General features: G+C 61.1%; 14 protein-coding genes and 1 other RNA gene. 8 read left to right on the forward strand and 7 right to left on the reverse strand.

The genetic code is table 11. The features are described from left to right. The first annotated feature begins 183 nt into the window (after nucleotides 1–183). Entirely contained in the window at nucleotides 184–510 is a 327-nt protein-coding gene (locus R5R33_RS11815; RefSeq protein ID WP_318952906.1) for a helix-turn-helix domain-containing protein, read from the forward strand. A 12-nt stretch (nucleotides 511–522) separates the two neighbouring features. Here R5R33_RS11815 and R5R33_RS11820 read toward each other — a convergent pair whose 3' ends face one another. The 3 genes from R5R33_RS11820 to rpiA all read right to left on the reverse strand — a co-directional run bounded on the left by R5R33_RS11820 (nucleotide 523) and on the right by rpiA (nucleotide 2,433). Beyond that, on the reverse strand, nucleotides 523–867 hold the full coding sequence (locus R5R33_RS11820) for a DUF4168 domain-containing protein (protein ID WP_318952907.1): 345 nt from the start codon (nucleotides 865–867) through the stop codon (nucleotides 523–525). Nucleotides 868–1,110: 243 nt separating this feature from the next. After that, entirely contained in the window at nucleotides 1,111–1,737 is a 627-nt protein-coding gene (locus R5R33_RS11825) for a transglycosylase SLT domain-containing protein (protein WP_318952908.1), read from the reverse strand. An 18-nt stretch (nucleotides 1,738–1,755) separates the two neighbouring features. After that, complete coding sequence (rpiA, locus tag R5R33_RS11830) at nucleotides 1,756–2,433, reverse strand: ribose-5-phosphate isomerase RpiA (RefSeq protein WP_318952909.1); 678 nt, start codon at nucleotides 2,431–2,433, stop codon at nucleotides 1,756–1,758. 149 nt (nucleotides 2,434–2,582) lie between these two features. Here rpiA and ilvA point away from each other — a divergent pair, with 149 nt between their 5' ends. Beyond that, a complete protein-coding gene (gene ilvA / locus R5R33_RS11835) occupies nucleotides 2,583–4,127 on the forward strand; it encodes a threonine ammonia-lyase, biosynthetic (protein ID WP_318952910.1) in 1,545 nt (514 codons plus the stop codon). A 369-nt stretch (nucleotides 4,128–4,496) separates the two neighbouring features. Further along, a complete protein-coding gene (locus tag R5R33_RS11840) occupies nucleotides 4,497–4,637 on the forward strand; it encodes a hypothetical protein (protein WP_166214653.1) in 141 nt (46 codons plus the stop codon). Nucleotides 4,638–4,752: 115 nt separating this feature from the next. Here R5R33_RS11840 and R5R33_RS11845 read toward each other — a convergent pair whose 3' ends face one another. The 4 genes from R5R33_RS11845 to R5R33_RS11860 form a co-directional block, all read right to left on the reverse strand. Beyond that, nucleotides 4,753–5,352: a 5-formyltetrahydrofolate cyclo-ligase gene (locus R5R33_RS11845; protein ID WP_318952911.1), complete on the reverse strand. Its 600-nt coding sequence runs from the start codon at nucleotides 5,350–5,352 to the stop codon at nucleotides 4,753–4,755. A gap of 74 nt (nucleotides 5,353–5,426) precedes the next feature. After that, nucleotides 5,427–5,606, reverse strand: a non-coding RNA gene (ssrS, locus tag R5R33_RS11850) — 6S RNA. Between the two features lie 145 nt (nucleotides 5,607–5,751). Beyond that, nucleotides 5,752–6,066 carry a cell division protein ZapA gene (locus tag R5R33_RS11855; protein ID WP_318952912.1) on the reverse strand — a complete coding sequence of 105 codons (315 nt, stop codon included), beginning with the start codon at nucleotides 6,064–6,066 and terminating at the stop codon, nucleotides 5,752–5,754. Next, the gene (locus R5R33_RS11860; RefSeq protein ID WP_318952913.1) at nucleotides 6,063–6,269 is read right to left on the reverse strand and encodes a TIGR02449 family protein; all 207 of its coding nucleotides are present in this window, start codon (nucleotides 6,267–6,269) and stop codon (nucleotides 6,063–6,065) included. The genes R5R33_RS11855 and R5R33_RS11860 overlap by 4 nt, the downstream gene beginning before the upstream one ends. Before the next feature lie 286 nt (nucleotides 6,270–6,555). On the opposite strand from R5R33_RS11860, the gene R5R33_RS11865 reads away from it, so the two are divergent. From R5R33_RS11865 to R5R33_RS11885, 5 genes are all read left to right on the forward strand, one after another. After that, nucleotides 6,556–7,125 carry a UPF0149 family protein gene (locus R5R33_RS11865; RefSeq protein WP_318952914.1) on the forward strand — a complete coding sequence of 190 codons (570 nt, stop codon included), beginning with the start codon at nucleotides 6,556–6,558 and terminating at the stop codon, nucleotides 7,123–7,125. A 13-nt stretch (nucleotides 7,126–7,138) separates the two neighbouring features. Next, complete coding sequence (gene pepP, locus R5R33_RS11870) at nucleotides 7,139–8,491, forward strand: Xaa-Pro aminopeptidase (RefSeq protein WP_318952915.1); 1,353 nt, start codon at nucleotides 7,139–7,141, stop codon at nucleotides 8,489–8,491. 11 nt (nucleotides 8,492–8,502) lie between these two features. Then, nucleotides 8,503–9,759, forward strand: coding sequence for an FAD-dependent oxidoreductase (locus R5R33_RS11875; protein WP_318952916.1), 1,257 nt, complete (start codon nucleotides 8,503–8,505; stop codon nucleotides 9,757–9,759). A gap of 99 nt (nucleotides 9,760–9,858) precedes the next feature. After that, nucleotides 9,859–11,094 carry a UbiH/UbiF/VisC/COQ6 family ubiquinone biosynthesis hydroxylase gene (locus tag R5R33_RS11880; protein ID WP_318952917.1) on the forward strand — a complete coding sequence of 412 codons (1,236 nt, stop codon included), beginning with the start codon at nucleotides 9,859–9,861 and terminating at the stop codon, nucleotides 11,092–11,094. A gap of 138 nt (nucleotides 11,095–11,232) precedes the next feature. Then, the gene (locus R5R33_RS11885) at nucleotides 11,233–12,267 is read left to right on the forward strand and encodes a rhomboid family intramembrane serine protease (RefSeq protein WP_318952918.1); all 1,035 of its coding nucleotides are present in this window, start codon (nucleotides 11,233–11,235) and stop codon (nucleotides 12,265–12,267) included. Nucleotides 12,268–12,269 lie beyond the last annotated feature (2 nt).

Here is a 12,269-nt window from a genome sequence, read left to right on the forward strand (position 1 = left end):
TGTATGACCGGATTATGCAAAAGAGTGCATAAAAAGTCCCGCCCGGGACGGTGTTATGAGACGAAAACAGGTTGGGGGCTTGCGGAACTGGGGAGGTAGTGTGCTACAAATGTCCGGTCGAAAGCGGACGGTATTGCCGCACTATCGACACCACATTTTCAACACCGGAACAATGGAACTGCCATGGCTGCACCTGCCTACAGCGAGCTCAATCCCACCATCTGTCGCCGCCTGCTGATCGCCTACCTGATCGAACAGCTGCCGCGCCCGAATAACCCGGCGCTGGAGGAGGTGACGGGCTGGCCCCGCCGCACCATCCAGGATGTCATCGCCAAGGGGCTGCCGGGCCACGGTACTCTGGTTGAGTTTGTGCAGCAGGGAGTGCGCAATAACGATGGTTATTACGAATTGAAAGACTGGGGATCTATCGACGGCGACTGGGTGCGGGCCAATCTCGATGCGATTGCCCGGGTGCTGGAACTGGCGCCGGAGCGTCTACCGGCGCCATAGTGGAGCGCGAGATCAGGGGGCGGCAGCAGTTCTCTGCAGTATGTCGTTCACCTTCTGCAGCAGCGCCGGATCGTTGCGCAGCTGGGTCGCAATGTTCTGGTACTCGTCTTTGCTCAGGCCCGCGCCTTCAACCGCAGCAAGCATTTTGGCCTGCGCCTCCACATTGATTGCCTCGGCGGCAGCAGCATCGGCGGCGGTCTTGATCTTGGGTGCGTATTCCTGACTCAGGGTCACGATGGAGCGGTAGGCGTCGGCGAATTTCTGCAGCTGTGCGTCGGTCACGGCGGTGTCCGCAAACGCGCTGGACACGGCGAGCGCCAGGGCGAGTGCGGCGGAGTAGATGGCGGTTGGCTTCATGAGCACCTCTGATTGGGAAAATACGCTTTTGTGCAAGCTACACGCCCAGCGTCGGTTGAGGGCCACAGAGCCTTGGCCGCTAATCGGAGACAGCTGTTTCGGGAACAGCTGTCTTGAGAACAATTGGGTGATTTGGCAAAGCGCTGTCCTGCAAAGGGTAGTTGGTATTCCGGCGCGCTTGCGTTTTTCGCCGCCAGTCTGCGCGTCCCTGCGTCAGCCCGGCTTGTTGATGCTGCGGTTGGCTCAGAACAGGCCAAGGAATTTTTTCCGCTTTTTAAGTGACGCTTCACAACTGTTTAGCTGTCGCTGATAGTTTTGTGCCCGTGCGGATACCTTGTGGGCCACATCCTGTAGCCATTTCTTGTTGCGGTAGGTGCGGCGGTTATAGCCGCCCTGGCCCTCGTGATAGGCGAGGTACAGGTGGTAGGTGTCGTTGGGCTTGATGCTGCACTGGCGCTGGCTGGTGTTGTGGTACCAGCCCACAAAGTCGATGGCATCGGCAAAGTCGTCGCGGTCGGCGCCGTAGTTGCTGGAGTCGCGCTGGTAGCTTTTCCAGGTCGGCCCGAGGGCCTGGGCGTAACCGTAGGCGTCGGACGGGCGCGGACCGGGAATAAACCACAGAATCTTGGTGCGCGGCGGCTTGGCGTCGTGCACAAAGCGGGATTCCTGATGCAGCGTGGCCATCATGGTGGCGATCGGCGTGTTCCAGCGGCGCGCGGATTTGGCGGCGTCGTGATACCAGTCGTCCTTCTCGCGGAAAATTGCGCACAGGTCGTCGGGATTGCTGGGCGGCGTGGTGGCGCAGCCCGCCGCCAACAGGGTTGGCAGGGCGAGCAGCGCCAGAGTCAGTTTCTTATTCTTTTCGATCATCAGCTCACATGCAGGTTATTAGACTTTTGACTTGATGGTCTTCACACCCTCGGCCGTGCCGAGCAACAGGACATCCGCCGGGCGCGCGGCAAACAGGCCGTTGGTGACCACGCCGGTGATGTTGTTGATCGCGTCTTCCAGCGCCAGCGGTTTGGCGATTTGCATATTGTGCACATCGAGGATGACATTGCCGTTGTCGGTGGTCACACCCTCGCGGTACACCGGGTCACCGCCCAGCTTGACGATTTCGCGGGCCACATACGAGCGCGCCATGGGGATGACTTCCACCGGCAGTGGGAAGTTGCCCAGTACTTCCACCCATTTGCTCTCGTCGGCAATACACACAAACTCCTCGGAGCAGGCGGCGACGATTTTCTCGCGGGTAAGCGCCGCGCCGCCGCCCTTGATCAGTTGCAGCAGCGGGTTGGTTTCATCGGCACCGTCCACATAGACGCGGATGCCGTCTACCGCATTGAGGTCGTAGACCGGGATGCCGTGGGACTTGAGACGCTCGGCGGAAGCCTCGGAGCTGGCCACGGTGCCGTCGAACAGGCCCTTCTTCTCCGCCAGGAAATCGATGAAATAGTTGGCGGTGGAGCCGGTGCCGACGCCGACGATGGTGTCTGCCTCCAGCATCGGGGTGATGTATTCCACCGCGGCGCGCGCGACGTCCTGCTTGAGCTGATCCTGATTCATGGGCTTACTGGGTCCTTGTGCAATATTTGCGATAAAAACACCCGTTTCCGAATATTAATTTGCGCAAAAATGGCTTTAAAGTGGCTTTGATGCTGCTTAGGGATTAGACTGGCGGGCTTGTAAACATCCACCGGCTGCCGGTTTTTGTCATGCCCAAGTCCTATATCAAGCGCATTTTAGACGCGCGTATTTATGATGTCGCCATCGAAACCCCGCTGGACCCCATGCGCCAGTTGTCCCACCGCCTCGGCAACCGCATTCTGCTGAAGCGCGAAGACCTGCAACCGGTGTTTTCCTTCAAGATTCGCGGTGCCTACAACAAATTGCTGAAACTGCCGCCCGAGCAGCGTGCCAAGGGGGTGATCTGTGCCTCCGCCGGCAACCATGCCCAGGGCCTGGCTCTGGGTGCCCAGCATCTCGGGGTGCGTGCCACCATCGTGATGCCCTCCACCACGCCGGCGATCAAGGTGAATGCGGTGCGCATGCGCGGCGCGGAAGTGGTGTTGCACGGCGATACCTTCGATGAGGCCGCGGCGCGCGCCCGTGAGCTGGTGGAAGAGCGCGGGCTGGTGTTTATCCACCCCTACGACGACCCGGATGTGATCGCCGGCCAGGGCACCGTGGCCATGGAGCTGCTGCGCCAGCTGCCGGGCAATCTCGATGCGGTGTTTATTCCCGTGGGTGGAGGCGGTCTCGCCGCGGGCATGGCGGCCTACATCAAATACGTGCGCCCGGAGATCAAGGTGTTCGCGGTGGAACCGGAAGATGCCGCCTGCCTTAAGCTCGCCATGGACGAAGGCAACCGCGATAGCCGCCTGCCGCAGGTGGGCCTGTTTGCCGACGGTGTGGCAGTGGCGCAGATCGGAGAGGAAACCTACCGTGTGCTGCGCGAGACCATCGATGGCGTCCTCACCGTGACCACCGATGAGATCTGTGCGGCGATCAAGGATATCTTTGAAGACACCCGCTCCATCGCCGAGCCGGCCGGTGCCGTGGGCCTTGCCGGCCTGAAGAAATACGCGGAGCAGCAGGGGGAGCAGAACCTGACCCTCGCTACCGTGTGCAGCGGCGCCAACACCAATTTCGACCGCCTGCGCTACATCAGCGAACGCACCGAAATTGGCGAGAAGCGCGAGGCGGTGCTGGCGGTGACCATTCCGGAAAAGCCCGGCAGTTACCTGCAGTTCTGCCGTGACCTGGGCGACCGCTCCATCACCGAGTTCAACTATCGGTTTGCCGGCGGCGCCGGGCGCTATGCCAACGGCAGTGAGGCGCATATTTTCGTCGGCATGCAGGTGGCGACCGATGTGGATCGCGCACAGTTGGTATCGCAGTTGCAGGGCAAGGGGTACGAGGTCACGGATCTCACCGACAACGAAATGGCCAAACTGCATATCCGCCATCTCGTGGGGGGGCGCGCGCAGGGCATCAGTGACGAGGTGGTGTACCGTTTCGAGTTCCCCGAGCGCCCGGGAGCACTGCGCAAGTTCCTCGAGCAGCTGGCGGGGCGCTGGAACATCACCCTGTTCCACTACCGCAACCACGGTGCGGCCTACGGGCGAGTGCTGGTGGGGCTGGAGGTAGCCGAGGCCGAGCGCCCGGCGCTGAGGGCTCTGCTCGACCAGCTGCAGTATCCATTCTGGGAAGAAACGGAGAACCCGGCTTACCGCTTCTTCCTTTCGCGAAGCGAATAACCGGGATTTGGCGTTCGGAGTGAGTGAATTCGGGCGCCGTCGTCAGACTTTGCGGTGAGTAGTTCACATCTACGGATCTGTCGAACTTGCATTTCTTGAAATGTGAGGTTTCTCACAAAAAAAAGTTCTTGACGGGTTACTATTTGGCCATCAATCGAGTATCTTTTGACCGCTGTTTAGCCCTTATGGGTCAGGCGAGAGTCGGGTAATAAGTCGTGGGTTGTCGCGGGTATGTATTACCGCAAGCGGCGGAACTTTAGCCCGGTCTCTGGTCTAACACCGCACTGGCGGCGCAGATCGCCAGGCACAAAGAACTCGATTTAGAAGTTCAGAAACTACAAGAATTCGATACCTTACAGGATGGTCCCCATGAAACCCGATGCATTGACACTCGCGGTAGTTGTCTTTGTTGCGGGCGTACTGCTGAGCAGCAGTGGTTTGACTGAGGTGTTTTCTTCCGATCAGGAAGAGGCCCCGTCTGCCCTGCAGCAGGGTGTAGTCACTCGCTGATTACCCCCGGCAGAACGCCACCGAAAAAGCCGAACCCCAGTTACTGTGGTTCGGCTTTTTTGTGCCTGCAGGAAACTTGTGCCCTTGGAAGGGCTGATCGGGGAACTGTGGTCGTTTAGCGACAGCGGTACAGGCGCTCGTCGGTGGCCACCAGCACCAGCGGAATATCCCAGCTCTCCACCGGCAGTTCCGCCACGCACTGCAACTGGTGCGCGATGCCCACAAGCACCGGGCCCTTGCCCGGGTTTATCCGTTTGAAGGCGAAACTGCGGTCGTAGTAGCCGCCGCCCATGCCGAGGCGCGCCCCTTTCGGGTCGAAAGCCACCAGCGGCAGCAGTACCAGATCCAGCTGGGCCGGGGTGCGCTGATCGCTGCGGCCCGCGACCGGTTCCGGAATGCCGTAGCGGTTGCGGTAGCGCAGGCGGGCGCCGGGCCAGTGCAGGAAGGTCATGGTGCTGCGGGCAGCGCGCGGCAGTACCGGCAGGTAAAAGCGTTTGCTGGGGAAGCGCTGCAACAGCGGGCGGGGGTCTATCTCACCGTCCATCGGCCAGTAGATGCCGATGTGCTGTGCCCGCTTCAGTTCCGGGCTAAGTGCTAGGCGCGCGCACAGGCGCCGACTGGCCAGACGCTGGTGATAGCGACCGAGTCCGCGGCGTGCGGCGCGGATCTGCTGGCGCAACTGTTGCTTGGAGGGCGCGGCGTCGCTATCAGGCATAGATGTTTACGGGCAAGGGAACTGGCAGTGTGGCAGAGCCAGTGCCGGGAGGGCGAATACCAGAAAAGAAAATTAGGAGCCCCGAAATGCGGCTGAAGACGTAGCCTTGAACCGTAAGGCTCAAGGTGGGGGCTCCCGGAATGCATTAGGCTTTCCGCTACAGGGCGGACTTGCACACCAACACCCGCTGGAAACCTCCAGGGTAGAATTATCGGCTCGAGGACATAGTCAACTGGCCAACACTTCAGGGCGAGGAAGAAGTATACCCCTTCGTGGCGGACTTGGCTAAACGCACTTTCGCGCCAAATTGTGCTTTTTTGCGATAGTCAAGTATCGGCGGCCAGCGCAAAGAAATCGCCGATCGCGAAGAAAGAAATTCTGGAAAAACGCGGCGCGAAGTTACGCCTTGTCGATTTTTGCCAGCGCCGCCTGGACCTTTTCGTGCAGGCGATCGAGCAGCTGCTCTTCCACCGGCTGGCGTGCCAGCTCGGCCTTGGCCTGGATCAACTCGTGGGCGATGTTCAGCGCGGCCATCACCGCAATGCGCTCGGCGCCGATCACCGAGCCGCTGTTGCGGATTTTTGCCATGCGCTCATTGAGGAGCTTCGCGGAAGCCTGCAGCCCGGCCTGTTCTTCTTCCGAGCAGGCAACACGATACTCTTTGTCGAGGATCGTTACGGCTACGGTGGAAGAGTTGTACGATTTGCTGCTCATGAGGTTTCTTGGCTCAGGCCTTTAAGCCGGCTGATCATGGTCTCAACCCGGCTGCGGGCCACTTCGTTGTTTTTGATCAACCGCTGACGTTCGCGCTGCCACTCGCTTTCCTGCTCGCGCAGTGCGCGGTTGTCCGCGGCCAACTGCTGGCATTGCTGTATCAGGGAGTCCAGCTTGTGTTCCAACGCCTGTAGTTTGTCCATAATTCCTGCGTATTCAATGCGCCGCCTGCTCCTGTGACCTGCGCAAGCTGGGGGATTCCGCTACTATATTGCCGGCGTATTTGGGGGTCAATTCTCCCGTAGTGCCAAAAAAACTGTGCGCCAGTTACTATTTCGCCAGATTGGTGAAATATTCGCACATTCGTTTTTTCACCCCCGTATTGTCCGGTAGTGCCGGCACCATTTCCCGGTTACCGTTCAAATTTCCGGCAGAAAAAATGGTGTAACAGTTTTCGAATCTGCCCGCTGCAGTTGCCAGGAGTTTTTTATGTCCGCATCGCAATTATCGTTCGACGATCTCGCCAACCAGATAGTGGCGGCGGGGGGCAGGATCGGCCCGAGCGAGCTGCACGGTTTTATCTGCGGCCTGCTGGCTGCCGGAGCGCGTCCCGACAAGTCCCGCTGGCAGAAAGAACTGGCGGAGTTTCTCGACCTGGAGGCGATTCCCGCCGACCTCGCGCGCAATGCACTGGCGCTGGCGGAGCAGAGTGAACACGATCTTTCCGACAAGGATTTTTCCTTTCAGCCACTGCTGAGTGGCAGTGATGAACTGGCCGAGCGCGGGCAGACCCTGTGCCTGTGGTGCGAGGGCTTCCTGCACGGTTTTGGTATCGGTAAATACTCCGGCGAGTTGCTGCCCACCAGCAGCGAGGCCCTGAGGGATCTGGCGGAAATCGCCCAGCTGGATGCGGGGTCGATGGAGAACGGCGCGGAGCAGGAGCGCGAGTTGTTCGAGGTACAGGAGTATGTGCGTATGGCGGCACTGAATATTTTTGTCGAGTGCAACCCTTCGCTGGCTGATGACGGCGACGACACCTCCAGCCCCACCCTGCACTGAACCGCAACTGACAATGAGTATCAGCAAGGCCGAATACGCCCGCCGCCGACAGCGCTTGATGGAGGGGCTGCCACCGAACAGTGTCGCCATAGTGCCCGCCGCCCGCGAGCAATTGCGCTCGCGCGACACCTATTTTCCGTTTCGCCAGGACAGCGACTTCCTGTATCTCACCGGATTCTGTGAGCCGGAATCGCTGCTGGTACTGGCACCCGGGCGCAGCGTCGGCGAGGCGCTGCTGTTCTGCCGCGAACGCGATGCGGAAAAGGAAATGTGGGACGGCCCGCGCCTCGGTCCCGAGTGCGCCGCGGAGCAATACGGTCTGTGCGATGCGTTTCCCATCGGCGACCTCGACGATATCCTGCCGGGTTTGCTGGAGGGGCGTGATTTCATTTACTACACCATGGGGCGCTTCCCGCAACTGGACCGGCGCCTGCAGGGCTACCTGAAGGCCATCGAGGGCGCAGCGGGCAAACACAGCGTGCCGGGGAAAGACGGCGCTGCTGAAATGGTCAGCCTCGATCCCCTGCTGCACGACCTGCGCCTGTTCAAGAGCGCCGCGGAACTCCGCCTGATGGCCCGCGCCGCCGAGATCAGCGCCGAGGGCCACCGCCGCGCCATGCAGCGCTGCCGCCCGGGGATGCATGAATACCAGCTGGAGGCAGAGCTGCTGCACAGCTTCGCCACTGCCGGCGCCCGCGAGCCCGCTTACCCGTGTATTGTCGGCGGTGGTCGCAATGCGCTGGTGATGCACTACATCGCCAACAGTGCGCCACTCAAGAACGGGGACCTGGTGCTGATCGACGCTGGTTGCGAATACCGCGGCTACGCGTCCGACATCACCCGCACTTTCCCCGTCAACGGGCGCTTCAGCGGACCGCAAAAGGCGGTGTACGAAATTGTCCTCGCCAGCCAACTGGCGGCCATCGACAGCATTGCTGCCGGCAACGACTGGGACCAGCCCCATCTCGCCAGCATCGAAGTCATCGTGCGCGGACTGAAAGATCTGGGCCTGCTCAGTGGCGACGTCGACGGCCTGATCGAGACCGGTGCTTACCGCCGTTTTTATATGCACCGCGTCGGCCACTGGCTTGGGATGGATGTACACGACGTGGGCGACTACAAGGTGCACGGCCAGTGGCGCCAGTTGGAGGCCGGTATGGTCATGACGGTGGAGCCTGGGATTTACATCGGCGCAGAAGAAACTGCAGTGCCAGAGAAATTCTGCGGCATCGGCGTTCGCATCGAAGACGATGTGGCGCTGCTTAAAGACGGCGCGCAGGTACTCTCCGCGGCGGCGCCGAAAACCGTGGCGGATATTGAATACCTGATGCGCGAAGGCGATTTGATCCAGGAGGCGCTGTTGTGACCGGTGCGGAATTGAATACGACCCCAAACGATGTGACAAACACGGATATCGCCATTGTCGGTGGCGGTATGGCCGGCGCCTGCCTTGCGCTTCTCCTGGCCCACCACTGCCCGGAGCAGCGGGTGACCCTGCTGGAACGTCACCCGCTGCCGGACAGCGGTGCAGCGCTGAACCTGCCGAGCTTCGACACCCGCGCCACCGCGATCGCCGCCGGCAGCCTGAGGATATTCGACGAGCTGGGGCTGTGGCCGCAGCTGCGCGAATTTGCCGCGCCCATCCGGCGGGTACAGGTAACCGACCGCGGCCACAGTCTCGGCGCCAGCCTGGATGCGGCGCGGGAAGCGGCGGCGAGTTTCGATGGCATGCTCGGCGCAGTGGTCGAGAACGCCGCCCTAGGGCCGCTGCTCTATCGCGCACTGGCAGGTACCCGCACGGAAATCTTGGCGCCGGCGGAAGTCACCGGGGTCACTATGACTGCTGCGGGGGCTGCGCTCGCGCTGGCGAATCGCAGTGAGCCGTTACATACAAAATTACTGGTGGTGGCAGACGGTGTCGGCTCGCCGCTGTGCCGGCAGCTGGGTATCGCCAGTGAGGAAGTGGACTATCACCAGGAGGCACTGGTCACCACTGTCGGCCTGCAGAAAGACCACGCCGGTGTGGCCTTTGAGCGCTTCACCGATACCGGCCCGATGGCGTTGCTACCGTTGCCACGCCGCGACGGAATACATCGGGCGGCGCTGGTGTGGACCTGCGAACGCGAGGACCGTGCGCGCCTGGAGTCGCTGCCGGAAGCGGAATTTATCCAGCACCTGCAGCGCGCCTTCGGCTGGCGCGCGGGGCGGATACTGCGGGCCGGGCGGGTGCAGGGCTACCCGCTCAAGCTGTCGCTGGCGCGCGAGCAGGTGCGCCGCGGCCTCGCGCTGGTGGGCAATTGTGCCCATTTCCTGCACCCGGTGGCGGGGCAGGGGTTCAACCTGACCCTGCGGGATTGTGAGGCGCTGGCGCTGGCAATAGCCCGCAACGGGGAGAAAGACGGTACGCACGAAAGGCAAACCGGCCCCGGCGAGCTAGACTTACTTCAGGCTTATTGGCGCGAACGTCAACATGACCAGCAGCTCACCATCGGCTTCAGCGACCGGATACCGCCGCTGTTTGCCTCCCAGAGCCTGCTGGTGGGCGGTCTGCGACAGGCGGGATTACTCGCCCTCGCTCTCGCCCCGACACTGCGCGCCGCATTTGCCCGCCAGGCGGCTGGGCTTGCGCTATAAGCACACTATAACGGTGCAGGTCGACCATAAAAGGGACCGGGGAGTATGCGACCCTCGAGACCGAACTCCTACAACATCCAGCCCGGAGAACTTCTGCCTATGAACAGACAGCGAATGGACGTGACCATCGTCGGTGGCGGCATGGTGGGTATGGCGCAGGCGGCACTGCTGGCGGTGCGCCATCCGCAGCTGCGAATTTCGCTGTTGGAGGCCTCTCCGGTGGAGCCGCGGGTCAGCCCCGACGGTTACGATGCGAGGGTCGTTGCGCTCACCGAGGCGTCGCGAGCGCTGCTGGAAGAGGTTGGGGTCTGGCAGCATATCGCCGGCCAGCGTGAGTGCCCCTATACCCAGATGCGGGTGTGGGATGCGGAGGGCACCGGCTCGGTGTATTTCGACTGCGGCGACGTCAAGCTGCCAAACCTCGGCCACATTGTGGAAAACAACGTGATTCTTGCCGCCCTGCGCGCGCGCATCGACGAGCTCAGCAATGTGGAGTTGGTCACCGGCTTCAAGCTGGAGAGCTGGTGGCGCGACTGCGGACTGTGGCATCTGCAATCCCGCAGTCCGGAGCGGGATGTAGTGGAGGGGCTGGATAACCAGTCGCCGGTATTCACCACCCGCCTGCTGATCGGCGCCGACGGCGCGCGCTCGCGGGTGCGCGATATGCTGCGCATCCGCACACGGGATGTGGAGTACCAGCAGACCGCGCTGGTGTGTGTGGCCAAGTGCGAACAGTCGCACCAGTCCACTGCCTGGCAACGCTTCCTGAATACCGGTCCGCTGGCGTTCCTGCCGCTTTCCGGCCTCGGCGACGACCGCCACTGTGCGGTGGTGTGGTCAGCCGATGACAGTCTTGCGCGCGAGCTGGTGATGCTCGACGACAAGGCGTTTGCCCTGAACCTCGAGAAGGCGTTTGAGAGCCGGCTCGGCACCATCGAATCTGTGAGCGAGCGCTTTTCCTTTGCCCTGCGCGCGCGCCACGCGGAATCGTACTTCGGTCCCGGCGCGGCGCTGATCGGCGATGCCGCGCACAGCATTCACCCGCTTGCCGGGCAGGGAGTCAACCTGGGATTTATGGATGTTCTGGTGCTTACCGAAGAGGTCGGTCGCGCGCTCAAGCGGGAAATCTCACCGGCGCACGCGTCGGTGTTGTCGCGCTACCAGCGCCGCCGGCGCGGCGAAAACGCGGCCACCCTCAAGGCCATGAGTACCTTCAAATCGCTGTTTGGTGCCGGTGACCTGCACTGGCGCTGGCTGCGCAACACCGGCCTCAGCATGGTGGACGCGAGCCCGCTGCTGAAAAAGCGCATCATCATGCGCGCCATGTCGGTGTAGCGGCCGGTCGACAACGGATAAAACGCGGCGTGTTCGCCGCGTTTTTCATATGCATGCTGTGCCTCAATCCCGCGCTTTATTTTGTTACAGTCCCCGTCCGATATTTATGTGTTGCCGTATTTCTGAAAGGGCCCGGAATTGAGTAACTGGATTACCGTGTGTGAATTCCCGCTGCAACAAGACCTGTCTGCGCTGGCGGCGTTTATCCAGCGCCACCAATTGCCGCTGCGTATTAGTGAGGAAAACAATCGCCAGCGGGTGGCGAGCCTGGCGCCGCAGCTGGTGCAACCGATGCAGCAACTGCTCGAACGCTGGCAGGCGGGCGAGGTGGATCTGGCGCAGCTGACGGTTCACGTATACGACGAAACCCCGGCGCAGCCGCAACAGGAAGATTCTATTTCTGCGCAGGCAGAGGCAACCGCGGGTGCGGGCGTTGACGAAAAAACGCCGGAGACCTCCACTGCGGGCGAGTCGAGTCAGGAAATATCTCTCGCTGTGATTCCGCAGTGGCCGCTGCGGCAGACACCGGTTTGCCTGCTTCTGATTGCCCTGTGTTTTCTTGGCTGGCTTCTTCAGCGGTGGGGATTGGACTCCGGATTGATAATCTCCCCGCAAATTTCAGGGGACTTCAGTGTCAGTGATTCGAGTTTGGTGAAACACATAGAAGCGGGAGAGTACTGGCGATTATGGACACCGGCCATCGTGCATTTTTCCCTGCCCCATGCGCTGTTTAACAGTCTTGGCGTCTGGATCGTTGGACGATCAATGGAGGCTAGAGCGGGATCTTTATTGTTTGCGCTATTAGTTCTTTTGGTCGCACCATGTGCCAATTTCTTACAATTCATTTGGTCTCCAGAAATAAAGTTTGGAGGCATGTCCGGTGTTGTTTATGGATTGGTTGGGGCAGTCTTTGTGATCCAGAGGTGGCAGCCGAGCTGGAATGACGTTCCAAGGTCGGTGATCTGGTTGATGATCATTTGGCTGGTGTTATGTGCAATTGGGGTTATAGAAAAAATATTTTCTGTGGGCATCGCCAACGCCGCGCATATCGGCGGCTTTGCCGCGGGTCTGCTGCTCGGCCTGCTGTTCTGTGTTGCCGGCGGTGGGCGGCGCTACTTTACCGGGTGTGATACCGGCACCGCGGAGACTGGACGGATACGCAAGACCTTCTGATT

Origin of the sequence: Microbulbifer pacificus (assembly GCF_033723955.1) — a bacterium.
Taxonomy (GTDB): Bacteria; Pseudomonadota; Gammaproteobacteria; order Pseudomonadales; family Cellvibrionaceae; genus Microbulbifer; species Microbulbifer pacificus.